The sequence below is a fragment of the Geothrix sp. genome (assembly GCF_020622065.1).
GTDB lineage: Bacteria > Acidobacteriota > Holophagae > Holophagales > Holophagaceae > Geothrix.
This window is the reverse complement of the sequence record NZ_JAHRYQ010000001.1, coordinates 1,708,836-1,733,673: the sequence shown is the minus strand read 5'-3', so window position 1 is coordinate 1,733,673 and position 24,838 is coordinate 1,708,836. Positions and strand designations below refer to the sequence as shown.

Below are 24,838 nucleotides of genomic sequence, written 5' to 3'. Positions count from 1 at the left end.
ACCTAATCCATTCCGGCGGTACCCTTCCAACTACCTAAATTCTCCAAGTGAGGCGTCCGGTGGGTCTTTTCGGAAGCAAAACCAAAAGTCTGGTCGGCTTGGATATTGGCTCCAGCTCGGTGAAAGTCTGCGAACTTCAGCAGATCGGGAAGGGCAGCAATATCCGTTACCGCCTGCAGAAGCTCGGGCAGGTGCCCCTCCCGGCCGACGCCATCGTGGATGGCGACATCATGGATAGCAACGCTGTGTCGTCGGCTATCCGTCAGGTTCTGGCAGAACAGAAAATCAAGGCCAAGGATGTGGCCATCTCAGTGTCAGGCCAACAGGTGATGGTCAAAAAAGTGACATTTCCCCTGATGAGCCAGGCCGAATTGGCTGAATCCGTCCGCTGGGAGGCGGAGAGCTTCTTCCCCGCCGGCCAGGGGCTGGATTCCTACGCGCTGGACTACTACCTCATCGAGGAGCGGGCGGCGGACGGCAACATGGATGTCGTCCTGGTGGCCTGCCGGAAGGACAAGCTCGAAGCCTATGTCAGCTGCGTGGCCCAGGCCGGGTGCAGCCCCAAGGTGGTGGATGTCGATGTATTCGCGGTCCAGAACGCCTACGAAGCCAACACTTCGGGCATGGGCCGGGAAGAGGTTGTCGCCCTGGTCAACATGGGCGCCACCTTCACCAACCTCACCATGATGGTCGGTGGGAAGTCGGTGTTCTGGCGCGACATGGCATGGGGCAGCGGCCGCTACTCCGAAAAGCTCATGGAGGATTGGGGCGTGAGCCGTGAAGCGGCCGAGCGGCTGAAGCGGAACCAGGCCTCCGAGGGGCGGGAGCCGGAGGAGATCCAGCCTTCGATCAACGCGGTGTCCGATGCCTTCGCCGATGAGCTCAGCCGCACGCTCGACTTCTTCAAGAGCAGCTTCAAGGTGGACCGTCTCGACCGCGTGCTGGTCAGCGGCGGGGGCTCCATGATCCACGGATTGATGGATGTGCTGAGCGATCGGCTCCGGGTATCGGTGGATCGCTTCAATCCCTTCCAGCTCATCGAAATCGACGGCCGGACCGAGGATCCCGTCACGGTCCGGGAGATCGGCGGCGGCGCTGCCGTTGTCGTCGGGCTGGCCTTGCGCCAAGTGGGGGACCGATGATCAAGATCAACCTGCTGGGTGACGCGCTGGCTCAGGGCGGGGCCAAAAAGGGAGCGGACAAGGCTGCGGCTGAGCCGGTCCAGATCTATACGGGCGAGGGCGGAAGCCGCTCCAGCCTTCCCATCGCGGGCGTGGTGGTCGGCCTTCTGTTCGCGGCCTTCGGTGGCATCTACTACATCTGGCTGAACAGCGAGTTCACCAAGGCCGAGAAGCACAAGGCCGAGCTAGAACGCGACAAGAAGCTCTATGAACCCTACATCGCCCTGGAAAAGACCTTCCGGGACAAGAAGGCCGCCCTCCAGAAAAAGGAAGAGGTGATGACCGCCCTCAAGCGCCAGCAGTCGCTGCCGGTGCATTTCCTCGAAGAGCTCGCGAGCAGCCTGCCGGACGATGTGTGGTTCAAGAAGGTCTCCCAGAAGGGGGCCGTCATCACCATCGAGGGCGAGGGCAGGAACTTCGAGTCCATCAACTCCTTCTACGGTAACCTCCAGTCCCGCACCCGCTGGTTCAAGAAGATCAACTACCCTGGCGCGAAACGGGGGAGCACCGGCTCCTTCGACTTCACGATCTCCTTCGAACTCCAGAACGCTGTCTGAGGCAGGCCATGAATCCCCAACTTCAGAAACAGATTGGCGTGGGCGCGGTGGCCGGCATCGTTCTGGCCGGGCTGGTCTACTTCCTGCTCGGTGGGAAACGGGGCGAACTGGAGACCATCCGGGCCGATGTAAACACCCTTCAGGCCGAGGTGGACAAGGGCAAGCTCCTGAAGGCCAACTACGAAAAGCTCCGCGAGGAAGTGGCCAAGCAGGACAAGCGCATCGACGAGCTCATCAAGATCATGCCTTCAGAAGCGGATTACGGTGAAATCCCCTACCGCATCAAGAAGATTGCCGATGATGCCGGCATCGATCAGGTCTCGTTCGCCCTCAAGCCGGAACGGAAGGACACCTACTACACCGAGAAGCCAGTGGAATTCGAATTCCGGGTGGGGTACCACTCCTTCGGTCAGTTCGCTTCGCTGATCTCGGGGTACGACAAGATCATCAACATCTCCAACATCGAGTTCACCCGCAAGACCGACAACCGCAGCGTCTATCCGGCCGCGGTGAAGTGCACGATCAGTGCCTTCGTCTACAACCCCGAACCTCCCCCGGCCGAGCCCGTCAAGAAGCCCACCCCGGCTCCGGCTCCCAAGGGCGGCGCCAAGGAGGATTGAGGAACAGCCATGATCCAGAGACTCCTGTACCTCCCCCTTCTCACCGGCACCCTCCTGAGTGCCCAGGCCGGTCCTGCCGCCAAGCAGGCTGAGTCCCCGGGTGCCGAGCCGGTCCCCCAGGATGTGGCGATCGTCAAGATCACCCCCTACAAGCCCTCCATCCTCCGGGATCCCTTCTCCGCCCCCAGCGACGAGCGGCCCGTCGACGCGCTCGATGTCATCGAAGACATCGCGGTCAAGGGGATGATCCGGAAAGATGGCAAGAATTTCGCCATCGTTTCGGACAGCCGCGGCAATGTCCGATGGCTTCCCGTGGGCCATCGATTCAAAGATGGGGAAATCACCAGCATTTCCGATAAATCGGTGACTTTCCACCAATGGGAATTGAACACCACCAACCGTTCTGTATTCCGCACCATCACGAAGACGTTCAAGCGTGAGGAGGGTAAACGATGAATGCTCGCCTGAGTTCCTTGCTGGTTGCAGGGGGCGTGGTCCTGGCGGGGATCCACACGGGATCCCTCCTTGCTTCGCCGGCCGCCGAAACCTCGATCTCGAAGGCCACCCTGGTTTCGGCGATCCTCGAGTCCGCCGGCCCGGGCGCCAAGGTGTCGCTCGGCATCCCCGGGATGTCCGCTCAGCCGGGCGTCCAGGTCTTTTCCAATCCGCTCCGCGTGGTTCTGGATCTGCCTGGCGTTGATCGCGGCTCTGCCGTCACCAAAAAGGACCTGCTCCTCCTGTCCCATCCCCTGATCCAGAAGGCCCGCCTGGCCCAGTTCGCGACCTCGCCCAAGCCAGTGACGCGCCTGGTGCTCGAAGTCGCCCCTGGGACCCAGGTGGTCGTCGGTTCCGGCCCCAATGGTGTCCAGCTGGTGCTGACCCCCGGTGAGGGCCGCGTGCAGGCCCGCCTCGAAGGCTCCTTCGTTCCTGCGGCACCCGCACGGCTGCTGCCGGTTCCTGCCGAGACGCTCGTCGCCTCCGCCCCGGTCACCGTTTCTCCGGTGATGGCACCTGCCGCCTCGGCTTCCGCCTCCTCATCCGTCAAGCCCTTGGCCAGCCTGCCTGCCTTTGGCGGCGGCTTCCAGATTCTCCCCCAGCTGGCGGCCTCGACGGCCCTGCCGGTGGCGAGCCCGGAGGCAGTCCAGGTGCCCGAGGCCGAAAAGCCGCATGCCGCGGCACCCTCCCAGTCCCGGACCGGGCGGACCCTGGGTGAGACCACCACCCGCTACACCGGGGCCAAGATCACCATCGACCTCCAGAACACCGAGATCCGCGACTTCCTGCGGATCCTCGCGGACACCGGGAAGCTGAACCTCGTGATGGATCCCGATGTGCAGGGCAATCTCGGGATCAAGTTCACGGACACTCCCTGGGATCAGGTGCTGGATGTGGTCCTGAAGAACGCGGGCCTCGGCAAGGAAATCCAGAACGGGGTGATGCGCGTCGCCAAGATGGACAAGCTCCAGAAGGAAGAGGAGGAGCGCAAGAAGCTCGAGGAGACGAAGGCCCTGTCCGGCGAGCTTCAGACCATCACCCGTCCCCTTTCCTACGCGAAGGTCGGGGAGGTCCAGAAGATCCTCAAGGAGATGCTCACCAAGCGCGGCTCCGCCATTCTGGATGACCGCACCAACACGCTCATCATCACCGACTTGCCGCGCAACATCTCCCTGATCGACGACCTCCTCCAGACCCTCGATGTGCAGATCCAGCAGGTTCAGATCGAAGCCCGCGTCGTCGAGGCCAACAAGGACTGGCAGCGGGAATTCGGGGTCAAGTGGCCCACGGCCAACAGTGGTGCTGCCTCGATCACCGGCGGAACAGGTTCGACGGGCACCCCCTGGGTTGGCACCCAGTCTCCCTTCTGGAACGGCGTTCAGGGCTTCAACCGGCCCGCATCGGGTCAGCAGGCGGCCGTTGCCTGGGCCCCCGGCAAGGATGGCGTAACCTCCCTGGCGGCTCCCGCCGGCGAGATCTGGCTGTCCTTCCTCAGCAACCGCTTCAGCATCAACGCGGTGCTGCAGGCCCTGGAATCCAACGGCACCGTGAAGATCGTGTCGTCTCCGAAGGTGGTGACCCAGAACAACAAGAAGGCCACCATCCTCAGCGGCGAGAAGATCCCCTATCCCACCCAGCAGGGTGGCGCCCAGGGCGGCGCGATCACCGTGGCCTTCGTGGATGCGAACCTGCAGCTGGATGTCACGCCCCAGATCACCAACGAGGGCACCATCATCATGGACATCAAGCTGGAGAAGGCGGAAGCCGACTTCAGCCGCACGGTGCAAGGGACTCCCACCATCCTTCGCAAGGCCCTGGAAACCCAGATGCTGGTTCGGGATGGCGGCACGGCGGTGCTGGGCGGCGTGTATGTCACCAACTCCACGCAGGGCCAGGCAGGCGTTCCCTTCCTGTCCAAGATCCCCCTCCTCGGATTCCTCTTCCGCAAAGACACCAAGGCCGAAAAGAACAGCGAACTGCTGATCTTCATCACGCCGCGGGTGCTCCGCCAATAGGTCCTTCTCCACCTAAAGCAACGGCCCCAATTGGGGCCGTTGCTTTAGGTGGAACGAAGAAGGAATTATTTGGCGATGGGGAGGGTGCGGACGAGGCGCTTGCAGCTATTGCAGAGGATGGTGTAGTTGTCCGCCTGCTCGAAGTGGTATTTGAACCCGGGATCTTCGGCGACCTTCTCCAGGCGACCGAAATGGTACTCGGCAATGCGCACGCTCTGGGGGGCGGTCAGATCGGCGCCGCAGTGGGTGCAGGAGATGGCGGCCATGCTTGCTCCTCGAAGGCTGGGAATTCAGGAATGGAAGAGGTTCCAGAGCCCCCAGCTTACCAGAGCCAGCGCGGCCAGGCCCACGAAGACCCGCAGCAGGACCTGGCCGATCCGATATGCGACATAGATCACGAACAGGATGACCAGCCCGCAGGCGATGAGGACGGGGGTGTTCACAGGCGCCTCCCTTGCGCATCCCATGGGAAGAATCCCTGCCCGGCGGCGCGTCCGGTTTCGCCCTGGGCCACCTTCTTCCGAAGAAGCTCCGGTGGGGCGAAGCGCGGGTCCCCGGAAGCCTGGAACAGGCCCTCCGTGATGCGGAGACGCAGGTCGAGGCCGACGCGATCTGAAAGCTCGAGGGGCCCCACCGGGTGGCCATATCCGAGGGTCATCAGGGCATCCAGATCCTGGGCCGTGGCCACGCCGGCCTCCAGGAGCCGCATGGCCTCCAGGCCCTGGACCAAGGCCATGCGGGCGGCGGCGAAGCCGGGTTGGTCCTTCACGATCACCACACGCTTGCGGAGGGAACGGCCGAGGGCCTGGGCCTGGAAGACCAGCGCTTCCGGCATTCCGGCGGGTACCGCCATCTCCACCACGCCCATCCGGGAGACTGGGACGAAGAGATGGAAGCCCAACAACCGGCCCTGGAGTCCAGCGGCCTCGGCAAGGTCCGAGATGGGCAGGGCGGAGGTGCCGGAGAGCAGCAATAGGTCCGGAGGCCCCCAGGTTCTTGCCGAGGCCAGAGCCACAGCTTTACCGTCCATGGCCTCGGGAAGGGCCTCCAGCAGCGCGGAGGCCCCATCCAGGGCCCGGGGGCCGAAGGCCTCGGCTCGGATCCGGCCCCGGGCCTGGTCGACCTCGGCAGGGGTCAGGAGACCCTTCCTCGTGGCGGTGGCCCATCGGCCTTCCACCTGGCGCAGGCCGCGCTGGGCATGGTCCGAGTCCCGGCCGAGTAGACGCACCTCCACACCGCATTCGGCGGCCCACTGGGCGGTGGAAAGGCCGAGGACGCCGGGGCCGAGAATGGCCAGGGGGCCCGTCAAGGTTTTTCCCCGGTGCCCGGGATGCGGCATTCCAGGTGGTCCCGGCAGAGCCCCTCCCACACCACGGCGCGGCCAGTGTTGAAGGCCTTCACGATGGAGCCCTTGCCGCCAGCCACCAAGTCCCCGGCCAGATAGAGGCCGGGGACGGTGGAGTGGAAGCGGTGGTCCACCCGCGGGTGCTTGCCATCCAGCTCCACCCCCGCCTGCCGGAGGAACCCCTCGGGCGTGGTACCCCCCAAGGCGAACAGGACATGGTGGAACCGGGCGATCCTGCCGTCCTTGAAGGTGGCTTCGATGCGGGGCGCCTCACCGGCATCCCGCAGCGCGGCGATGCCGGCGTTCCGCCAGACCGCGGCCTGGCCTGCGGCCTCCAGGTTCTGGAGAATCCGCTGGTTCACACCATTGGCCTTGGTGAACTCGGCCCCCCGGTAGGCCAGGGTCACCGGGCGCTCTCCATAGAGGTATTCCACATACTCCAGGGCGGTGTTCCCACCCCCCACCACCAGCACGCTCTCCCCGGCAGGGATCTCCTCGGTGAGGTCGAAATGGACCAGGCCTTTCAAGCTGGACGGAATGGGGTGGTCGGGCCTGTTGGGGCGCCCGTAGACGCCGATGGCAATGACCACCGTCCGGGCCCGGTATCGGGTGTTGCGGGCATCCAACACCTCGAATCCGCCCCCTTCCATGGGCGCGATGCTCGCGACTTCGGTGTCGCTCTGCACCTCCAGCCCGTGTTGCCGCACGAACCCGTCCAGGGTCTCCAGGACGGTCTCCCGGGTGCCATCCACGATGCACACGGCACCTTCGCAATCGATCTCCTGGCCCAGGTAGACCTTGTCCACCCGCTTGCCGGGCGTGTAGAGCTTCTCGATGGAGAAGCTATGGTTCGGTCCCTTCTCCAGCAGCATGATGCGCTGGATGCCAGCCTGCCGGGCCTCCACGGCGGTGGCGATCCCCGCGGGCCCCGCCCCCACGATGAGCAGGTCCAGAAGATCCGCGTCCGCAGGTCCTTCGTCCATGGATTCCCCCCTCCACCCGCTATGATGAACGGAAAGGGCTTCCCGTACCTCACCGCACTCCGCCTCCCGTCAGGGCCGTCTTCCCCTCATGCTGATCGATTACGCCGCCATCACCCATCCGGGCAAGGTCCGGAGGAACAACGAAGATGCCTACCTCCTCAGCGCGTTGGACGGCGAGGAGCCCATCATCAACGGCCCGGCCCAGCCCCTGAAGGTGGGCGAACCGGGGTTGCTCGTGGCCGTGGCGGACGGCATGGGCGGCGCGGCGGCTGGCGAGGTGGCGAGCCGCGAGGGGCTGGCCGCGGTGGCGCTGCATCTCTTCGGGCACTGGGGCCGCCTGGCGCCCGGCAAGGGCCGGGAGGCGGATCTGCTCAAGGCCCTGGAATCGGCCGTGGAAAAGGCCAGCGATGCCGTGCTGCGCTACTCCGACGATGACCGCACGGCCCGGGGCATGGGTTCTACGCTGACCGCCGCCGTGCTCTGGAATGGCTGCGCCTACATGGCGCAGATCGGTGATTCCCGGGCCTACCTGCTGCGGCAGGGCGTGCTGCACCAGATCACTGAGGACCAGACGCTGGTGAACGACCTGGTGGCCCAGGGCACCCTCACCCGCGAACAGGCCAGGACCCACCCTCAGCGGAACATGATCACCCAGGCCCTGGGCTCACCCCAGCCGCTCCGGGTGGCCCTGTCCCGCCTCGTCCTTCGCCGGGGTGACCGCCTGCTCTGCTGCTCGGACGGCCTTCACGGCGAGGTGACCGATGAGCGCATTGGCCTGGTGCTGGGCCAGAGTCCCAGCCCTAGGCACGGCCTCGAGCGGCTCCTGGAGGAGGCCATCGCGCACGGCGCTCGGGACAATGTCACGGGCGTCGTCCTCGTTCTCAATGATCCCGGTCTGCCCCTTCCCGGGCCGGGTGAACCCCTCGATCTGGCGCATCCCCAGGCCCAGACCGCAGGTCGCGGATTTTGGGACCGCCTACGCGGGCTTTTCGGAGGGGGTGCCTCGTGAGCATGCTCCAGGGGACTGTGTCCCTCAAACGCTTCCTGGTTCTGGGGCCGGTCCCGGATCCCAAGGACCTGCAGGCCGGGCTCGAACAGGACCAGTTCCGCCCTTTCCAGGATGGGGTGGACGAAGAGCGCATGGGCTGGTGCGATTGGCGGAATCCGCTGATCACGCCGCCGGACCCCGACTGGGTCAGCCAGGAGCGCTTCGCCGTCCTGGGCCTGCGCATCGATACGCGCCGCGTTCCCCCGACGCTGCTGAAGGCCCATATGGATCTTCGCCTCCAGACCCTCCAGAAGGAGAAAGACCTGGCCTTCATCGGCAAGGAAGCGCGCATATCCCTGCAGGATGAAGTGAAGGAGGAACTGCTGCGCAAGGTCCTGCCCACGCCCAAGGTGGTGGAAGTGGCCTGGGACCTGAAAGGCGGCATCCTCTGGACGACGGCCTCGTCCAGCAAGGCCCAGGGTGCGTTGACGACCCTCTTCATCAAATCGTTCGGTTGCGAGATCCATCCCCTGGCGCCCCTGGTGCTGTCGGGGCGGCTCTGCCCTGAGCTGCCCGTGGAAGCCCTGATGGCCTTGGATCCGCTGGATCTCGAACTCGAGGAAGCCTGAGATGAAGCCTCTTGAACTCATGGAACAGGGGCGTTTCCTCGGCGAGGAGTTCCTGCTGTGGTTGTGGATGCGGAGTTCCGTCGAGGGCGGCGCCAGCGGCGAAGACGGCGATGGTTCCGGCTGCTTCGTGGATGATGCCATCCAGCTGGCCTCGGAGCGGGGCGAGGTGAAGGAGATCTCCCTTCGCAAGGGCAGCCCCGCCGAGAGCCGCGAGGCCTTCGAGGCCCTCAGCCGGGGCATGCGCCCGACGAAGATGAAGCTGCGCCTGCTCTCGGGCGACCTGGAGTGGGTCTTCACCCTCAACGCTGCCACCCTGGACATGGGCACGCTCAAGTTGCCCCCCAGCACCGGAAAGGCGCCTCACGAGCGTCTCCACGATCGGCTCTTCCTGCTGGAGGAGGGGGCGGGCCATCTGGAGCGCCGCCTGAAGCTGTTCCTCCGCGCGCGTGCCGAAGACCCCCAGAGCCTCCAGGAATCACTGCGGACCTGGGTGCGCGCCGGCAAATCCGGCGAAGCCCTGCCTGCGGGCGAAGCACCGTGGGAGGCCTGATCGGCCGGAGCCTTCTGCTGGTGCCCGTGGCCTTCGCCGCGGCGGCGCAGGAGCCCGCGCCCATCCTGGCCCACGCGCGGACGCCCGAGGGACGGGCCATCCTCCTCCGCTTCCAGTTCAAGAAGGGCCTGAGCGTCGAAGGAAAGGCCCTGCCGAGGGCCTTTCTGGCCAAGGGCGTGGATCCGGGCGGGTGGGTGCCTTTCGAAGGCCTGAGCCCCGAAGGGAAGCGCTGGGCTCTGGCCGCGCTGTTCCCGGAGGACCAGTGGCGCCAGGGTGAAGTCCGCCACATCATCCGTCACCCCGAAGTGGAATCGGTCTGGACCCTGGCGGCCCTGTTCACGGGCCATGGCCAGAATTACGACCGCCTCATGGCCGAGAATCCGGACCTGCCGGAGAAGCTGCGGGATGGGGACACCTGGCGAATCCCGCGCAGCCTCCTGTCGGTGGATCTGGGCGGCACCGGGCGGGGGCCCGACCGCTCCCAGCCCGAGGACGACCTGGACGACGAGGCACGGGTGGCGGCCTACCGCGGGCTGCTCGCGTTCGGCGAGGACGCGCAGGGCAAGTACGCGGCCTACCGCATGCGCAAGGGCGAGGCGCTGTACTCGAGCGTGGTCATCCGCTACACCGACCGGGTGGATCCCAAGGGCGTGAGTGAACTGGCGGACCGCATCGCCAAGCGCAGCGGCATCGCCGATGTGCGCGGCATCCAGCCCGGTCAGCTCATCAAGATCCCCGTCGCCTTCCTGGCCGACCCGTTTCAGTCCGAAGGCAGCTCGGGGCTGGCGGAGGATCGTGAGATCCGAGCCGAGGTCCGTCGCACCGTGCGCGTAGAGGCCGGTCCCAAGCTCAAGGGGGTGCGGATCGTGCTGGATGCCGGCCATGGGGGTGTGGACCCCGGCGCCCGGGCCAACGGCCTGTGGGAGTCCGATTTCGTCTACGACATCGCCATGCGCGTCCGCCGTCTTCTGGAACAGGAGACCGAGGCCCAGGTGAGCAGCACCATTCTCTATCCCGGCCTTGGACTCAAGAGCCGCGAGCTGATCCGGACCCCTAGCCGCACCGCGGAGATCCTCACCAGCCCGCCCTTCGCGGTGGATGGGGAGAGCCCTTCAGCCGTGAGCGTCCACCTGCGATGGGTGCTGGCCAACGACCTCTTCGCCGCCTTCCGCCGGACCAAGGGCGACGCCCAGAAGACGCTGTTTCTGAGCTTCCACGCCGACAGCCTCCACCCCTCGGCCCGGGGCTCGATGATCTATGTTCCCGGCGCGGCCCTGGTGCCCACGACCTTCGCCCTCGGCGGCGCGAAGACCGCCCGCGTGGCCGAGGGGAGGCGCTCCTCCCGCGTGGCCTTCACCGGGCGGGAGAAACTGCAGGGGGAGGCCCGCAGCCGGCAGTTCTCCGAGGCCCTCTTGAACGCGCTGCACCGGGACCGCATCCCCGTCCACGCCAACCGTCCCATCCGCAATGTCATCTACCGGGGCGGCGGAAAGTGGGTCCCCGCCGTCATCCGCTACAGCACGGGCGCCACCAAGGCCTTGATCGAAGTGGCCAACCTCACGAACGAGGATGATGCGGCCAACCTTCGTGATCCCGAGTTTCGCGAACGCTACGCGGCTGCGGTCGTTAACGCGATTCGGGCGTACTACCGGAAATAGGCTCAGCGCAGGGTCGCCATCAGCAGATCCGCCAGGGGCCGGATGCGCCCGGGTTCACTGAGGTAGGCCCCGCGGGCGGCCACGAGGCGGGCGGAAGACCGACCCAGCACGGCCGTTTCCACCAGGCCGTGGGCCTTGAGGGTGCCGCCGGTCTGCACGAGGTCCACGATGGCATCCGCCAGGCCCAGCAGGGGTGCCAGTTCGGCGCTGCTGCTGAGGGGCACCAGCTCGGCGGTGAGGCCCTCCCGGGTGAGCCAGGCCTCGGTGGCCTTGGGGAACTTGGTGGCGAGGCGCAGGTGAGGCTTGGCGCGCAGGGCGTCCAGCGTGATGCCCGCCTGGGCGCAGAGGGACAGACGGCAGGCGCCGAAGCCGAGATCCGCCAGTTCGAGCAGATCCATGTCCAGCTCGTCCAGGGTGTCCGAGCCCACGATGCCGAGGGATGCCACGCCGGCCGCCACATAGCGGGGCAGGTCGGCGCCCTTGAGGAGCAGCGCGGCGACGCCCGGCGTGGCCGTGGGGATGCGCAGCACGCGGGATTTCAGGGCCTGGGCATCCAGGGCCAAGGGGGTGCCCGCGAGCTTCGGCACCAGCTCGTCGCCGAGGCGGCCCTTGGGGAAGGCGATGAGCAGCGTCTGGAGCGTCATCGGGGCTCCTCGAAGAGGTCAGGGCGGGTGTCGGCGAGGTCGAGCAGGCGGGAGAGCCGCACGCAGAATCCGGCGGCCTGCCAGGGGCGGCCCAGGTCGGGGAAGAGGCGGTCGTAGCGCCCGCCCGCAGCCAGTTCCTGCTGAGCGCCGGGGGCCCAGAGCCGCAGGGTGGGGCCCGTGTAGAAGCCGAGTCCCGCCACATCGGCGAGGTCCACCCGCAGCTCGAGGTTGGGTGGGAGGATGGGCAGCAGGGCCTGGAGGGCTCGGTCCATGTGCTCCCGCTCGGCCTCCAGCAGACCCGCATAGGGGCTCGATTCCAAGGCATCCAGGGTGCCGGGGCCATCGAGCTCGGACAGCAGGGCCTCGGCATGGGCGGCCAGCCGCGCGGCGGAAGGATGGCCATCCAGGGCCTCCCGCACCCGGTGGGGGGCGCGGCGCGAGAGGGCCGCCACCACGGCGTCGGAGAGGGCCCCGAACAGCCCCTCCGCCTCCAGGGGCCGTCGTACCAGGGCCGCGTTGCCCAGGTGCAGGATGGCGCTCTTCAGGCCAAGACAGCCGGGAATGGCCATGAGCAGGCGGGCCAGCTCCACATCGGCCTCGGCCGAGGCTTCGCCCTCCGGTTGGATGCGCTCGCAGCCCACCTCGAAGCGCTCGACGGCTTCCCAAGGCTGCACCGGGCGGCGGAAGACCGCGCCTGCGTAGGCCACTCGGGGCGGGGGCTCGGGGAAGCCCCGGGCCAGCAGGCCTGCCAGCGCCACGGTGAAGTCCCAGCGCAGGGCCACGAGGTCATCGCCGTCGAAGAAGCGCAGGGCGCCCTCTGGAACGGCTTCCCGCAGCACGAGCGAGGGATGGAGTTCGCGATAGCCGTGGGATTGGAGGAGGCCCATGAGGGCATCCTCCCAACGGCGGAGGCGAGCGGCGGAGCCGAAGAGCAGGTCGGGGAAGTGGGGGGTGCGGACGGGCATCAGGCGGGCCCCCCGGAACGGTCCGCATGACGGTGGTGGAGCACTTCCACGACTTCGAGCAGGCTGGCGCCGCGCTCCAGGAGCAGGAGCTCCAGATGGAACAGGAGATCCGCCGCCTCGCCGAGGAAGGCCTCCCGGTCATCGTTCTTGGCGGCGAGGATCACTTCGCCCGCCTCCTCCACGACTTTCTTGGCGATGCGGTCCACGCCCTGGGCGAAGAGCTTCTGGGTGTAGCTGCCATTGAGGTCCGCCGAGGCCTTCCGGGATTTCAGCAGGGCCTCCAGTCGGCCCAGCCAGGGCAGGGTGGCGGGCCAGGGCTCCCCGTCAAAGCAGCTCTCTGTGCCCCGGTGGCAGCTGGGCCCCTCGGGATCGGCCACGATGAGCAGGGCGTCCGCATCGCAGTCGGGGCGGATCTGGACGAGTTTCAGCCGGTTGCCGCTGCTTTCACCCTTCACCCACAGCGCCTGTCGGGAGCGGCTCCAGAAAGTGACGAAGCCGGTGTCGAGAGTGAGCCGGAGGGCCTCGCGGTTGAGCCAGGCCATCATGCGGAGCTCGCCGGTGCGGCTCTGCACGAGGCCGGGGATGAGGCCGTCGGCGTCGAATCGGAGGGAATCAAAGGTCATGGGAGATCCGTACGGAGATGTCGTTCTGGGCGAGGTAGGCCTTGAGCCTGGCGATGGGCAGGATGCCTTCGTGGAAGAGCGTGGCGGCCAGCACGGCGTCCGCGCCGTGCTCCAGGGCCTCCAGGAAATGGATTTCGAGGCCCGCGCCGCCGGAGGCGATGAGCGGGATGGGCAGTTCGGCGGCCTGCTCGAGCAGTGGCAGATCAAAACCATCACCGGTGCCGTCGCGATCCATGGAGGTCAGCAGGATCTCGCCGGCCCCCAGCTCATTGAGCTCCTGCAGCCACTCCAGGGCGGACCGGTCCGTAGGCTCGGTGCCGCCCTTCAGAACCACCCGCCACCCGAGATCCTCATCGCGCTTCACATCCACGGCGGCGACCACGCATTGCCGCCCGAAGGCGTCGGCCAGTTCGGAGACCAGGGCCGGGCGGAGGGCGGCGGCGGTGTTGATGGCCACCTTGTCCGCGCCTGCGCGCAGCAGGGCGCGGGCATCGTCCACGCTGGAGACGCCCCCGCCCACGGTGAACGGGATGCTCAGCTCGTGGGCCACTGCCCGCACCCACCCCTGGCGGGTTCCGCGCTGTTCCAGAGAAGCGGCGATGTCGAGGAAGACCAGTTCGTCGGCACCTTCGGCGTCGTAGCGGCGGGCCAGGTCCACCGGGTGGCCCAGATCGCGGAGATCCTTGAACTGGACGCCCTTCACGACGCGGCCCTGCTTCACATCCAGGCAGGGGATGATGCGCTTGGCAGGCATCAGGCGCCTCCTTCCAGCGCGGCCCGGGTGAGCGGGGCGTCCAGCGGGATGAAGCCTTCCATCAGGGCTTTGCCGCTGATGGCGCCCACCACACCGGGGATTTCCGTCAGGGGAGCGAGATCGGATAGATCCTTGACTCCACCGGAGGCCTGGACCCGGAATCCCTCCCCCGCCACCCAGGCTGCCGCTTCCACGCCGGGGCCTTCCAGCGTTCCGTCGCGGCTCACATCGGTGACCAGGGCACGGTCGAACCCGAGGGTGAGCAGGGCCTCGAAGACATCGGTGGAGGCGCAGGCGCTGGAAGACTGCCAGCCGCGGGTGACGATGCGATCGCCCTTGAGGTCGAGGGCCGCGACGATGCGATCCCCGGGCAGCCCCCGGAGGGCCGTGGGCTGCTCCACGGCCAGGGTGCCCACCACGGCGTCGAATCCGAAGCCGAGAACCTCCTCGATGGCCTGGCGGTCCCGGAGACCGCCGCCCAGCTGGAAGCGGACTTCAGGGAACCGCTCCGGGAACCGGGTGAAGGCTCCCTGGCGCGATTTCCCGAAAGCGCCGTCCAGATCCACCAGGTGGATGCGCCGGGCCCCGGCAGCGATCAGCCGCACCACCCAGGCCTCCGGCGTCAGGTCGTAGAAGGTGGCCTGTTGTGGATCGCCGTGACGGAGCCGCACCAGGCGGCCCTGCAAGAGGTCCATGCTCGGGATCAATTGCATGGCGCCTCCGGTGTGGGCGCGGCAGCGCCCATCCAGACCAGGGCCGCCTGGAGGAGCATCAGCCCCGCGGCGCCGGATTTCTCGGGGTGGGGCTGGAAGCCCATGACATGGCCCCGGGCCTCGATGGCCGCGAAAGGCCGACCGTGGTCCGCGATGCAGACCGTCTCTACGCTGGGTTCCAGGGCATAGCTGTGGACGAAATAGAGCCAGGTGTCCTTCGGATCCGGCAGGCCCGGGTGGGGGTAGTTCTGGCGCACCTGGCTCCAGCCCATGTGGGGTACCTTCACGCCGGGGCCCAGCCGCCGCACGATGCCGGGAATCAAAGCGAGGCCCGAGGCGCGGGGCGCCTCCTCGCTCCCCTCGGCCAGCAGCTGCAGGCCCAGGCAGATGCCCAGCAGGGGCCGTCCTTCGGCCACCAGCCCTGGCAGCACGCGCCACCAGCCGCGCTCGCGCAGGGATTTCTGGGCCGCTTCGAAGTGCCCTACGCCGGGGAGCACGATGGGGCCCGCCTCGGCGGCCTGATCCGGCGACGCCGCCCGCACGAAGGGCAGGTTCAGGCGCTCGAGGGCGCCCTCGAGGGAGGCCAGGTTCCCCGCGTCGTAGTCGATGAGGGTGATGGTGCTCATGCGGACAGGGTCCCCTTGGTGGAAGGCACACCGCCGCCCTCGGTCCTCGTGGCCTGGCGCAAGGCGCGGGCCAGGGCCTTGAAGAGGGCCTCGACCTTGTGATGGGTGTTCACGCCCCGCAGAAGGTCCGCGTGGATGGCCAGCCCCCCGCGCACGGCCAGGGCGATGAAGAACTCGCGGACCATCTCCACCTGGAACCCATCGCCGAGGACGATGGGGGGCAGGTCCGCGTGGAATTCGCACCAGGGACGGCCCGAGAGATCCACCACCACCCGGGCCAGCGCTTCATCCAGGGGCACATAGGCATGGGCGAAGCGCACGATGCCGGCGCGGTCGCCGAGCGCCTCCTTCAGCGCGTCACCCAGGCAGAGGCCCACATCCTCCACCAGGTGGTGGCTGTCCACGGGCAGGTCCCCCCGGGCCTCGACCTCCAGGCCGAAGCCGCCGTGCTTGGCCAGCTGCAGCAGCATGTGGTCGAAGTAGCCGAGACCGGTGCGGATGCGGGCCTCCCCGCCCTCAAGGCGGAGGGTGACCTTCACATCCGTCTCGGCGGTGGCGCGGTGCAGGGTGGCGGTCCTCATGGCAGCTCCTGGCAATTGGAAAACGGGGCCTGATTCAGCATCGGCAGAAGGTCGCGCAGGCTCGCGGACTGCACATCCTGGAGGGCGGCGAAGCGGGCGCGATCCGGCCCCAGGGCCGCAAACCGCCAGGCGAGTTCGGGGCGCGCCGCCACGGCCGCCCGCAGGCAGGAGGCATCGTCGACGGTGTCGCCCACGAACAGGATCTCCTCGGCCCGGAAGGCATCGGCCAGCTGCAGGAGCCCGGCAGGCTCGGGCTTACGGAGATGGGGGGCGGCATCGCAGACCGCCGGCAGCTGGAAGCCGAGCACGCGCCAGGCCAGCTCGAGTTCCTCCGGCGGACGCCCGGTCAGTACGGCCAGATCCCAGCCCGTGGCCTGGAGGTCCTCCAGCGAGGCCAGCGGCCGCTCCAGCTGGATGGTGTCGGCGTAGTGTTTCTGGACGGCGGCCTGGGCGGCGGGTTCGAGCGCCTGGATGCGGGCTTCGAGCTGCGGGAAGCCCCGGCCGGCGGCGCCTTCGACAAGGGCCTGAAGATCCCCGTCTCCGAAGGCTTCGGCCAGAGCCAGGGCGCCCGCCGCGAGGCGGAAATCGTTGTTGAAGCCCCCCAGGCGCTTGAAGGCCCGGTAGGTCCCCTCGGACCAGGCCAGGGACGGGCGCAGGTCGGCCAGGGCGCGGCCCACCGCTTCCAGGAAGCTGCGGTCGGCATCAATGAGGACGCCGTCGATGTCCAGGACCAGCAGGCGGCGGCGGGGCCGGGGGGCCGGGGCGGGCAGCGAGCCGCCGAGCGCCGAGGCGACGCGCTGGGTGTCCGCCTCCGTGCCGAGGGTGACGCGGGCCGCATCGGTGCCGGGCAGGCGGCGCACCTTCATCCCGGCGGCTTCCAGGAGGGGCGAGGGATCCGGGGACAGGTGCAGGAAGTTGGCGGCGCTGGGGGCCGCCCGGTGAGCCGGCAGCGCCGCGGAGAGGCGGTCGCGGCGGTCGGGCAGGGCGCGCACGGCGGGCTCGAATTCGGCGGCGAAATCGAGGGCCACATCCAGCGCCTCCAGGCTGGCGGCGGTCAGGGAGTAGGGCAGCTGCAGCGCGGCGAGCTTCGCGACCAGGGCGGGATCGCCCAGCAGGTAGCCGATGCGCCAAGCGGCGGAGGCCAGCGCCTTGCTGAAGGTGCGGAGCAGCACCAGGTTCGGGTAGCGGTCCACCGCCAGGCGGTGCGTGGCGGGGGCGAACTCCGCGTAGGCCTCGTCGATCACCACCAGGGGCGGCTCGGGCCGGGCCGCGGCGGCTTCCAGCAGCGGTTCCAGCGCTGCCGGGGAGATCCAGGCGCCGGTGGGGTTGTTCGGCAGGGTGAGCCAGATCTGGCGGCAGTCGAGGGCGCTGAACCAGGGCTCCAGGGAGAAGCTGGTGCCCTGGGGGATGGCCCGCACCTGACCGCCGTTTCGCCGCACCAGCATGGGATAGAGGCTGAAGCCGGGATCGGGGATGGCCACCGCATCGCCGGCGCTCAGGCCCGCCGTGGCCACCAGGTCCAGCAGGGCGCCGCTGGAGGGCCCCAGCAGCAGGCCGTTCTCTGGCGCGCCCACGCGTTTCCGCAGCCGCTCCGTGAGTTCGTCCTGCCGCTCGGGATAGAGGTGGAAGGGCAGGTCCCTGAGCCGCGTCAGCAGAGCCTCCCGCGCGGCCTCGGGCCAGTCCGAGGCCGCCTCGTTCATGTGCAGGCGCAGGCCGGTGGGGGGCTCGGGAGGCCGCCGGTAGGCGGGCAGGTCGGACAGGTCGGGTCGGAGCAGGGACATGGGGAACTCGGGATGAGGGTAGGAGAAAACCAGGCTTCCGGGTGAAGAAGCGATGCGGAGCGCTCGGCGAAGAGGCGCTCCCTAGGGGCGATGATGAGCGGGGAGGCCGGCGCCGGCCGCGCGGAGCGCCGCGCTGCGGCCGTGGTGCACGAGGCCTTCGGCTTCCGCGAGCCGTTCCACCCAGGGGGCCATGGCCGCGGCATCGGAGGAAGCAAGGCGCAGCAGGCTCTGGCGCTTGAGGAAGGTGGCCACGCCCAGGGGGCTGGTGTAGCGGGCGCTGCGGTTGGTGGGCAGCACATGGTTCGGTCCTGCACCGTAGTCGCCGAAGGCCTCGGCACTGGCGTTGCCGATGAACAGGGCACCTGCGGCGGTGAGCGCGGGCAGCCAGGCTTCGGGGTCGGAGACGCAGAGCTCGAGGTGCTCCGGGGCCCAGGCCTGGGCCAGGGCGATGGCCAGCTCGCGCTCCGCGCAGACCAGGCGTCCGTGGGTGCCCAGGCTCTGTTCGAGGACGGACCGCCGGGGGGAGGCGGCCACTCGCGCTTGAAGCTCCGCGGCCACCGCCTGCAGCAGGGCCCGGTCAGCGCTCACCAGCACGGCGGCGGCATCGGGATCGTGCTCGGCCTGGGCCAGCAGGTCCTCGGCCACCCAGGCGGGGTCCGCGCTGCCGTCCGCGATCACCAGCAGCTCCGTGGGCCCCGCCAGGGCATCGATGCCGCAGGTGCCGATCAGCTGCCGCTTGGCCTCGGCCACGAAGCGGTTTCCGGGGCCTGCGACGAGATCCACCGCGGGCTCACCGTAGGCCAGCCAGCCCAGGGCCTGGGCCCCGCCGAAGGGATAGAGTTCCGTCAGACCCAGTTCCGCCGCGCAGGCCAGCACCAGCGGGTCGATCCCCCAGGCACCCGGCAGGGTGGGCTCGGGCCTCGGAGGGGTGACGCCCACGATGCGCGCCACACCGGCCACTTGGGCGGGGATGACCGTCATGGCGAGGGTGGAGGGGTAGAAGGCCCGGCCGCCGGGGATGTAGACGCCCGCGGTCTTCAGGGGGCACCAGCGCTCGCCGACGGTGCCCCCCCCGGGGAGGGGCAGTTCCAGGTCGCGCAAGCAGTCGCGCTGGCCCTCCGCGAAACGGCGCACATTCGCGATCATCTCCCGCAAGGCGGCCATGAGGCCCGGCTGATTCCGGTCCAGGTCCGTGCGGGCCGCCTCGAGTGCCGAAGCCGGGATGCCGAGGGCCGTAGGGTCCAGCCGAACGCCATCCAGGCGAGCGGTCCAGTCCACTGTGGCCGACAGGCCGTTCCGACGCACATCGCCCAGGATGGCCGCCACGGCCTTCCGGGTGTCCTCTTCCATCTCTCCGCTTCGGGCCAGTGCGGCCACCCACCCGGGCACATCCGCCCGGTTCGTCAGGTCACTGATGGAGATGAAGTAACACCTATGCACCTCGTTGGGTGAAGGATCCATCCTGGCAGCACGGAATGGGGAACGGCAACTGGAAATCCCGCTGGGCCGCCCAATCCCTAGCTGGGCCCTCAGGCGGGCTGGGCCACGAGGGGATGGAAGAAGAACTGCACATTGGCGGGCTCGGCGTTCTCGGTCCACTCCCAGCAGTTGGGGCTTGCCAGGATGGCCTGGACCAGGGCGACATGCAGGGCGTGGCCGGCGGCGTGGGCTTCCACGAGGCCCAGCAGGGGCGCGCCGAGGAGGGCCAGGTCGCCCACCAGATCGAGCATCTTGTGGCGCACGGCTTCGTCTTCGAAGCGCAGGGAGTCGTTCAGGGGCCCATCGGCGCCGAAGACCACAGCGTTGTCCAGGCTGCCCCCGAGCGCAAGGCCCCGGGAACGCATCATGTCGATCTCCTGGGCCAGGCAGAAGGTGCGGGCGGCACCCAGCTCGCGGCGGTATTTCTCGGGGGTGAGGCTGAGCTCGCGGCTCTGCCGCCCCAGGGAGGGGATGGGAAAATCGATGACATAGCGCAGGCGGAGGCCATCAAAAGGCAGGGCTCGAATCCAGCGATCCCCGTTCCGCACTTCGACGGGCTGGGTGATCTTGAGGAACCGGCGACGGCCCTGGAGGCCCTTCGTGCCGGCCTGCAGGATGGCGTCCACCCAGGGGGCGGCGCTGCCATCGAGAATGGGGAGTTCCTCGGCATCGACCTCAATGCGGAGGTGCTCGACCTCCAGGCCGGACAGGGCCGACAGGAGGTGTTCGATGGTCTGGAGGCGCACGCCATCCTTCAAGAGGGTGGTGGACAGCACCAAGTCGCCCGCCAGGCTGGCCTTGGCGGGAATCTCGGTGCCCGTGGGGGTGTGGATGAACACCAGGCCCGTGGGGGCGTCCACCGGCACCAGCCGCACCGAACAGGGGCGGTTCCCATGCAGGCCATGGCCCGAGATGGTGATCTCGCGGCTCAGGGTCTGGGGAGTGGTGCTGCGGGGCATGGTTCGTCCTCGCAGATTGGAAAGCCAGATTTGTGCCGTTTTATTACTTTATTTATTTCAATATTAGGGTGACCGCAAGAAAGGGAAAGATGTGGGTTCATCCACCACACACCGTGGTCAGGGATCAGTGGGGGCGGGTCCGGTCCCAATCTTCGGGCGTGGTGAGCTTCAGGTTGGTGCCGGGGCTGGTGACCAGCTTCACGGCAAGGCCCAGCCGCTCCAGGAGGGCCACATCGTCCGTGGCGGTGAACCCGGCCTCATCTGCGGCCTGGAAGGCCCGGAGCCAGGTGCCCAGCCGGGCGATCTGGGGTGTCTGGGCGCGGAAGAAGGCCTCCCGGGGCTCCGTGCCCAGCACGCGCCCCTGGGCATCCACCCGCTTCAGGGTGTCCGTGGACGGCTCGCCGAGCAGCACCCCATCAAAACGGTTCAGGGCCTCCAGGGCCTCCCAGAGGGGAGCCGAGGGGGGGAAGGGGCGCACGGCATCGTGGATCATCACTGGGGCCAGGGGTTCCTCGGGCAGGGCGGACAGCGCCGCCCACACGGACTCCTGCCGGGTGCCGCCCCCGGTCACCACCCAGCAGGGCGCACTGAAGGACCAGCCGCGGACTTCTTCCAGGTGGGACTCGGGCACCGCCAGGGCGATGCCGGCCAGATGGGGCATGCCTGGGGCCAGAAAGGCCTCGACGGTCGCTTGCAGCAGGGGCCGCCCGCCCCAATCGCGGAACTGCTTGGGCAGGCCTCCGCCCATGCGAAGCCCCCGGCCTCCCGCCGGGATGACCAGGTAGGGACGCGGGGGATCAGTGCTGGCGGGTGATGAAGGGTTCGACACCGCGATCCTTCAGGTGCTTGGTGATTTCTTCGGCGGCCTGCTCGGCTTCCTGACGGCTGGTGTAGCTTCCCACCCGGACACGCTTCACCGACAGGCCGCCGCGGGTGACGGTGTCCTGGAGGCTGACAGGCCCGAAGGTGTTTTCAAGTTCGCGCGTAAGTGAGTCGATGTTCTTGGGATCCGAAAGGGCGGCAACCTGCACGACGAAGGGATCGATGCGATCCACGGCCGGATCGAGGGCCGTGGGAAGACCCATGGCGTTCACAGACCGGATCCGGACCCGGGTGGTGCCTTGTCCCGCGAAACCCAGGTCCTGGGCACCTCGCTTGGACAGATCCAGCACCCGGCCCTTGACGAAGGGGCCACGGTCGTTCACCCGGAGCACCGCCCGCTTGCGGTTGTCGAGGTTCTCCACCTCCACGAAGCTGCCCAGGGGCAGGGTGCGGTGGGCGCAGGTGTACTGTTCAGGGTCGAAAATTTCTCCACTGGCCGTTGGCCTGCCAGCGAATCCGTCTCCATCGCCGCCGTACCAGCTGGCCACGCCTTCTTCCACATAAGCCTGGCCATCGGCCGACGAGCCGCCCCCCAGGGGGCCAGCCGTCGGAGAAGGAAGGTAGGCCGGCGGGCGGGTGCAGTGGAGGGTGAAGCTCAGGGCCACCAGGACCGCCACCCGGGGCGTGCTCCAGCGCATGAGCCTCAGGAGGCCACCCTTTCCGGGCACCACTGGGACTGGAGGATCGAAGGCGACATGGATCTCGTGGATCCAGAGCGCGCAGGCCTTGCTCCAGTTGGTGGGGGGGAAGGGCGACAGCATCGGGCTCCACAAAGAACAGGGGGCCAGAATTAATGAACCCCCTCATATACATATAAAGTATAGTCGGCGCTAGGCCGTTTGTAAAGGATCTGAAATAACAGTTGGTATATATACAGCGGTCGCACGATTTATGACTACTGCCGATCGGGGATCTGGGCCACTCGGAAGGGCTTGGGACGGTTGCCTTCGGCCAGGAAGGGGGCAGGCAAGCGTCGCGCGGCGTCCTTGGCGGCAGCCTCGGAGCCGTAAGCCCCCAGGAACACCTGATAGCAGGTGCGTCCGTCCCGCATGGCCATGGGCACCAGGAACAGGTCCGGATCCAGACCCTTCAGCAGGCTGGCCGCATGTTGCACGGTGCTGCCCTGGCAGGCGATCTCCAGGCGGAGGGACCATTTCCCCTGGATCGCCTTCCGCTGGCCGGCGCCCTGGGCGAGGGCCAGCTTCCAGTTCCCGTCCAGAATGGCCTGGAGACGATCCACCTTGGAAGGAACCGCGGTCGGCTTGGGATCGGCTTTCGGTTCAGGCTTGGTTGCAGTCTTGGGTTCGGTCTTGGGCTCGGCCTTGGTCCCGGCCTTGACCTCGGCGGCTGGGGGCGGCGGCTCTGCCGGGGGGGTGGCCTCGGTTTTGGGGGCGGGGTCTGGGGCGGGTGGGTTTGCCTTCTCGGCCGGTGCCCCAGGCTTGAGGGGGCTGCTGGGTGGGACCAGCGCACGAGTGACCGACCTCTGCTTATACCAGCGCAGACCGCCCCAGAGCCCGAGGGCCGCCACTAGAAGCAGAAGGAGCACCAGGGGGCGTCGGGAGGGAGAGGCTGCTTCAAGCTCCGGCGGCTCAGAGCTTTCCGTGCTGCCTTCGGCCTCGTGGTGAATGGGGACGGCAAGCACCGGGCGGGGTTCGGGCTCGGGGTCGGGGGGGAAGGGATCCTCGACCTCATCCTCGGGGCCCAGCTGGTCCAGCGCTTCGGACAGGTGCTCCAGGTTGGTCGTGGGCCGCTGGCTGGCGTGGATTTCCGCGAACAGCGAAGGGGGCGTCGGGGTGGATTCCGGCAGGGCGGGGGTGATGGCCGCCTCGGGAGGGTCCAGGGCCATCTCCAGCGCCCGGCGGTCAAGAGGGGGCAGCTCGTGGAGCCGGGCCCATCCCATCTCCCGTAGAAACAGCACGAAGGCGCCGAGCCGAAAGGGCTCCACCCCGGATTCGCGGCTCAGTTCCATGAGGGTCCGGCTACCGTCCAGGAGGCCGGGGATGCGGACCAGGTCTGGGGGCAGGGTGAGCTCCTGGTGGCGCCGGCCCTCAAGCACCACCACCTGGTTCAGGGGACCCAGCTCCTCGAGCAGGCGCTCCCGGTCGCGCAGGTTCAGCACCCCCGCCAACAGCATGGCCGGGGTGTCGAAAGGCAGTCGAACGGTGTTGGTCTCCAGCTCTTTGGCTTCAAAGGTGGGGGTTTCGGCACCTTCGGCCATGCCGGCCCAGACCACCCGCTCCACCTGGGCCCGGGCCACATCCAGCAGGTCGCGCTGGGTGATGAAGCCCATCTCGATGAGGTTCTTGCCGATGGACATGGCCGGGTTGAGGTTGGCCATGGCGTAGTCGAGTTGGGCCTGGGTGATCTTCCCCCGCTCGACCAGCAGGTGGGTCAGGCGATCCAGGGGGTGGGTGCTGACGGCGAAGACCACATCGCCCGATTCGATGAATACCGTGCGCTGGGGCTCCTGGCCCAGGCGCCACAGGCCCGTGGCCCGGCCACGGTGCCGGGCGAAGAGATCCTTGAGGGCCGGAAGGCTCATGTGACCACCCATCGCTCGAGCTTGAGTTTGCCCACCTTCACCAGCAGGGACTGGCCGGACTGCAGCGCCAGCCGCAGGGTGGCCTCCCCGACCTTCTGGCCATCCAGGCTCACGGCGCCCTGGCCGAGGAGGCGCTCGGCCTCCTTGCGGCTGGCGGCCAGGCCCCGGTCCACCAGCAGGCGGCTGAGGGGGACCTCGCCGTCCGTGGGGGCCACGGCGACCTCGGGGGCTTCCTCCTGGCTGCGCTCGGAGAAGCGGCGGACCCACCGATCCTCGGCTTCGCGACCGGCGGCGGCGCCATGGAAATCCGACACGATCTGCCGGGCCAGGGCTTTCTTGGCGTCCATGGGGTGGCCCTGCTTGAGGGCCTCGATCTCGGCGGGCAGCTTGTCCGTCAGGAGCAGGTACCAGTCCCACATGAGGGCGTCGCTGGCACTCATGGCCTTGCCGAACTGGGTGTCGGCGTCCTCCATGAAGCCGATGTAGTTGCCCAGGGACTTGGACATCTTCTCGACGCCATCCAGGCCCAGCAGCAGGGGGACGGTGAGCACCACCTGGGGCTTCTGGCCCGACGCCTCTTGGAGGATGCGGCCCTGCATGAGGTTGAACAGCTGATCGTTGCCGCCCAGTTCCACATCGGCCTGGAGGGCCACGGAATCATAGGCCTGGGTCAGGGGGTAGAGCAGTTCGTGGAGGGAGATGGGCTCGCGGGCGTCCATGCGCTTGGCGAAGTCGTTGCGCTCGAGCATCTGGGCCACGGTGAAGCGCGAGGCCAGGCGGATCCACTGCTCGCCGTGGAGCGGTTCCAGCCATTCGCTGTTGAAGCGGACCTTGGTCTTCTCAGGATCCAGGATCTTGAAGACCTGGGCCTTGTAGGTTTCGGCGTTGGCCAGCACTTCCTCTCGGGACAGGGGCGGGCGCGTGGCCTTCTTGCCGGTGGGATCGCCGATGAGGCCGGTGAAATCGCCGATGAGGAAGGTGACCTCGTGGCCCAACTTCTGGAATTGGGCCATCTTGCGGATGAGTACGCCATGGCCGAGATGCAGATCCGGCGCGGTGGGATCGAAGCCCGCCTTGATCCGCAGGGGCCTGCCTTCCTTCAGCTTCGCCTCCAGCTGTTCCACCTTGTGGCAGGTCACAGTGCCCTTCATGAGCAGGGCGAGGGCGTCAGATACGGATCCGGAAGCTGCGGTCATGCTTGAATCTTGGCGGAAAAAGCCCGCGGGCTCAATGCGGATCGGCGCGGATCGGCGCGGATCCTGCCCCAA

27 protein-coding genes are annotated in these 24,838 nt (G+C 68.0%); 9 read left to right on the top strand and 18 right to left on the bottom strand.

Features of this window, described 5'->3' with window-relative positions; genetic code table 11:
* Positions 1 to 47: 47 nt before the first annotated feature.
* From pilM to pilQ, 5 genes are read left to right on the top strand one after another with little or no spacing between them, the layout of a single operon-like run.
* Positions 48 to 1,142: a type IV pilus assembly protein PilM gene (pilM, locus tag QZ647_RS08100; protein WP_366526142.1), complete on the top strand. Its 1,095-nt coding sequence runs from the start codon at positions 48 to 50 to the stop codon at positions 1,140 to 1,142.
* Positions 1,139 to 1,738 carry a PilN domain-containing protein gene (locus tag QZ647_RS08095; protein ID WP_286355772.1) on the top strand — a complete coding sequence of 200 codons (600 nt, stop codon included), beginning with the start codon at positions 1,139 to 1,141 and terminating at the stop codon, positions 1,736 to 1,738. Before pilM ends, QZ647_RS08095 begins: the two co-directional genes overlap by 4 nt.
* 8 nt (positions 1,739 to 1,746) lie before the next feature.
* On the top strand, positions 1,747 to 2,358 hold the full coding sequence (pilO, locus tag QZ647_RS08090) for a type 4a pilus biogenesis protein PilO (protein ID WP_286355773.1): 612 nt from the start codon (positions 1,747 to 1,749) through the stop codon (positions 2,356 to 2,358).
* A gap of 9 nt (positions 2,359 to 2,367) precedes the next feature.
* A complete protein-coding gene (locus QZ647_RS08085) occupies positions 2,368 to 2,814 on the top strand; it encodes a hypothetical protein (protein ID WP_291271669.1) in 447 nt (148 codons plus the stop codon).
* Complete coding sequence (gene pilQ / locus QZ647_RS08080; RefSeq protein WP_291271668.1) at positions 2,811 to 4,868, top strand: type IV pilus secretin PilQ; 2,058 nt, start codon at positions 2,811 to 2,813, stop codon at positions 4,866 to 4,868. The genes QZ647_RS08085 and pilQ overlap by 4 nt, the downstream gene beginning before the upstream one ends.
* A gap of 65 nt (positions 4,869 to 4,933) precedes the next feature.
* Here the strand turns inward: pilQ and QZ647_RS08075 are convergent, their stop codons facing one another.
* Genes QZ647_RS08075 through QZ647_RS08060 form a run of 4 tightly spaced genes read right to left on the bottom strand, consistent with a single transcriptional unit; the run spans position 4,934 to position 7,196 of the window.
* Positions 4,934 to 5,134 carry a hypothetical protein gene (locus tag QZ647_RS08075; protein ID WP_286355776.1) on the bottom strand — a complete coding sequence of 67 codons (201 nt, stop codon included), beginning with the start codon at positions 5,132 to 5,134 and terminating at the stop codon, positions 4,934 to 4,936.
* A 24-nt stretch (positions 5,135 to 5,158) separates the two neighbouring features.
* Positions 5,159 to 5,311 (bottom strand): hypothetical protein, encoded by a 153-nt coding sequence (locus tag QZ647_RS08070; RefSeq protein ID WP_291271667.1) that lies wholly within the window; start codon positions 5,309 to 5,311, stop codon positions 5,159 to 5,161.
* Positions 5,308 to 6,177, bottom strand: a complete 870-nt coding sequence (locus QZ647_RS08065) for a 3-hydroxyacyl-CoA dehydrogenase family protein (protein WP_291271666.1) — start codon at positions 6,175 to 6,177, stop codon at positions 5,308 to 5,310. Before QZ647_RS08065 ends, QZ647_RS08070 begins: the two co-directional genes overlap by 4 nt.
* Entirely contained in the window at positions 6,174 to 7,196 is a 1,023-nt protein-coding gene (locus QZ647_RS08060; RefSeq protein ID WP_291271665.1) for an NAD(P)-binding domain-containing protein, read from the bottom strand. The genes QZ647_RS08065 and QZ647_RS08060 overlap by 4 nt, the downstream gene beginning before the upstream one ends.
* An 88-nt stretch (positions 7,197 to 7,284) precedes the next feature.
* Here QZ647_RS08060 and QZ647_RS08055 point away from each other — a divergent pair, with 88 nt between their 5' ends.
* The 4 genes from QZ647_RS08055 to QZ647_RS08040 are packed head-to-tail and all read left to right on the top strand — an operon-like array spanning position 7,285 to position 11,021.
* Positions 7,285 to 8,205: a protein phosphatase 2C domain-containing protein gene (locus QZ647_RS08055; protein ID WP_291271664.1), complete on the top strand. Its 921-nt coding sequence runs from the start codon at positions 7,285 to 7,287 to the stop codon at positions 8,203 to 8,205.
* Positions 8,206 to 8,207: 2 nt separating this feature from the next.
* Positions 8,208 to 8,813, top strand: a complete 606-nt coding sequence (gene rdgC / locus QZ647_RS08050) for a recombination-associated protein RdgC (protein WP_291271930.1) — start codon at positions 8,208 to 8,210, stop codon at positions 8,811 to 8,813.
* Between the two features lies 1 nt (position 8,814).
* Positions 8,815 to 9,363 (top strand): hypothetical protein, encoded by a 549-nt coding sequence (locus QZ647_RS08045; protein WP_291271663.1) that lies wholly within the window; start codon positions 8,815 to 8,817, stop codon positions 9,361 to 9,363.
* Entirely contained in the window at positions 9,351 to 11,021 is a 1,671-nt protein-coding gene (locus QZ647_RS08040) for an N-acetylmuramoyl-L-alanine amidase (RefSeq protein ID WP_291271662.1), read from the top strand. Before QZ647_RS08045 ends, QZ647_RS08040 begins: the two co-directional genes overlap by 13 nt.
* A 2-nt stretch (positions 11,022 to 11,023) precedes the next feature.
* On the opposite strand, the gene hisG is transcribed toward QZ647_RS08040, so the two are convergent.
* The 14 genes from hisG to tyrS all read right to left on the bottom strand — a co-directional run bounded on the left by hisG (position 11,024) and on the right by tyrS (position 24,766).
* Positions 11,024 to 11,665, bottom strand: a complete 642-nt coding sequence (hisG, locus tag QZ647_RS08035) for an ATP phosphoribosyltransferase (RefSeq protein ID WP_286355784.1) — start codon at positions 11,663 to 11,665, stop codon at positions 11,024 to 11,026.
* The gene (locus QZ647_RS08030) at positions 11,662 to 12,630 is read right to left on the bottom strand and encodes an ATP phosphoribosyltransferase regulatory subunit (protein WP_291271661.1); all 969 of its coding nucleotides are present in this window, start codon (positions 12,628 to 12,630) and stop codon (positions 11,662 to 11,664) included. The genes hisG and QZ647_RS08030 overlap by 4 nt, the downstream gene beginning before the upstream one ends.
* On the bottom strand, positions 12,630 to 13,253 hold the full coding sequence (hisIE, locus tag QZ647_RS08025) for a bifunctional phosphoribosyl-AMP cyclohydrolase/phosphoribosyl-ATP diphosphatase HisIE (RefSeq protein WP_291271660.1): 624 nt from the start codon (positions 13,251 to 13,253) through the stop codon (positions 12,630 to 12,632). The genes QZ647_RS08030 and hisIE overlap by 1 nt, the downstream gene beginning before the upstream one ends.
* The gene (gene hisF, locus QZ647_RS08020) at positions 13,243 to 14,007 is read right to left on the bottom strand and encodes an imidazole glycerol phosphate synthase subunit HisF (protein ID WP_291271659.1); all 765 of its coding nucleotides are present in this window, start codon (positions 14,005 to 14,007) and stop codon (positions 13,243 to 13,245) included. The genes hisIE and hisF overlap by 11 nt, the downstream gene beginning before the upstream one ends.
* Positions 14,007 to 14,720 carry a 1-(5-phosphoribosyl)-5-[(5-phosphoribosylamino)methylideneamino] imidazole-4-carboxamide isomerase gene (locus QZ647_RS08015; protein WP_291271658.1) on the bottom strand — a complete coding sequence of 238 codons (714 nt, stop codon included), beginning with the start codon at positions 14,718 to 14,720 and terminating at the stop codon, positions 14,007 to 14,009. Before QZ647_RS08015 ends, hisF begins: the two co-directional genes overlap by 1 nt.
* Positions 14,711 to 15,346, bottom strand: a complete 636-nt coding sequence (gene hisH / locus QZ647_RS08010) for an imidazole glycerol phosphate synthase subunit HisH (protein ID WP_291271657.1) — start codon at positions 15,344 to 15,346, stop codon at positions 14,711 to 14,713. Before hisH ends, QZ647_RS08015 begins: the two co-directional genes overlap by 10 nt.
* Positions 15,343 to 15,927 carry an imidazoleglycerol-phosphate dehydratase HisB gene (gene hisB, locus QZ647_RS08005; RefSeq protein ID WP_291271656.1) on the bottom strand — a complete coding sequence of 195 codons (585 nt, stop codon included), beginning with the start codon at positions 15,925 to 15,927 and terminating at the stop codon, positions 15,343 to 15,345. Before hisB ends, hisH begins: the two co-directional genes overlap by 4 nt.
* A complete protein-coding gene (locus QZ647_RS08000) occupies positions 15,924 to 17,708 on the bottom strand; it encodes an aminotransferase class I/II-fold pyridoxal phosphate-dependent enzyme (RefSeq protein ID WP_291271655.1) in 1,785 nt (594 codons plus the stop codon). The genes hisB and QZ647_RS08000 overlap by 4 nt, the downstream gene beginning before the upstream one ends.
* An 81-nt stretch (positions 17,709 to 17,789) precedes the next feature.
* Positions 17,790 to 19,169, bottom strand: coding sequence for a histidinol dehydrogenase (gene hisD / locus QZ647_RS07995; RefSeq protein WP_291271654.1), 1,380 nt, complete (start codon positions 19,167 to 19,169; stop codon positions 17,790 to 17,792).
* A 68-nt stretch (positions 19,170 to 19,237) separates the two neighbouring features.
* The gene (gene lpxC / locus QZ647_RS07990; RefSeq protein WP_291271653.1) at positions 19,238 to 20,146 is read right to left on the bottom strand and encodes a UDP-3-O-acyl-N-acetylglucosamine deacetylase; all 909 of its coding nucleotides are present in this window, start codon (positions 20,144 to 20,146) and stop codon (positions 19,238 to 19,240) included.
* A gap of 124 nt (positions 20,147 to 20,270) precedes the next feature.
* Positions 20,271 to 20,975: an IspD/TarI family cytidylyltransferase gene (locus QZ647_RS07985; protein WP_291271652.1), complete on the bottom strand. Its 705-nt coding sequence runs from the start codon at positions 20,973 to 20,975 to the stop codon at positions 20,271 to 20,273.
* The gene (locus tag QZ647_RS07980; RefSeq protein ID WP_291271651.1) at positions 20,944 to 21,789 is read right to left on the bottom strand and encodes an SPOR domain-containing protein; all 846 of its coding nucleotides are present in this window, start codon (positions 21,787 to 21,789) and stop codon (positions 20,944 to 20,946) included. Before QZ647_RS07980 ends, QZ647_RS07985 begins: the two co-directional genes overlap by 32 nt.
* 134 nt (positions 21,790 to 21,923) lie before the next feature.
* The gene (locus QZ647_RS07975; protein ID WP_291271650.1) at positions 21,924 to 23,570 is read right to left on the bottom strand and encodes a DUF4388 domain-containing protein; all 1,647 of its coding nucleotides are present in this window, start codon (positions 23,568 to 23,570) and stop codon (positions 21,924 to 21,926) included.
* Positions 23,567 to 24,766 carry a tyrosine--tRNA ligase gene (gene tyrS / locus QZ647_RS07970; RefSeq protein WP_291271649.1) on the bottom strand — a complete coding sequence of 400 codons (1,200 nt, stop codon included), beginning with the start codon at positions 24,764 to 24,766 and terminating at the stop codon, positions 23,567 to 23,569. Before tyrS ends, QZ647_RS07975 begins: the two co-directional genes overlap by 4 nt.
* Positions 24,767 to 24,838: the final 72 nt, after the last annotated feature.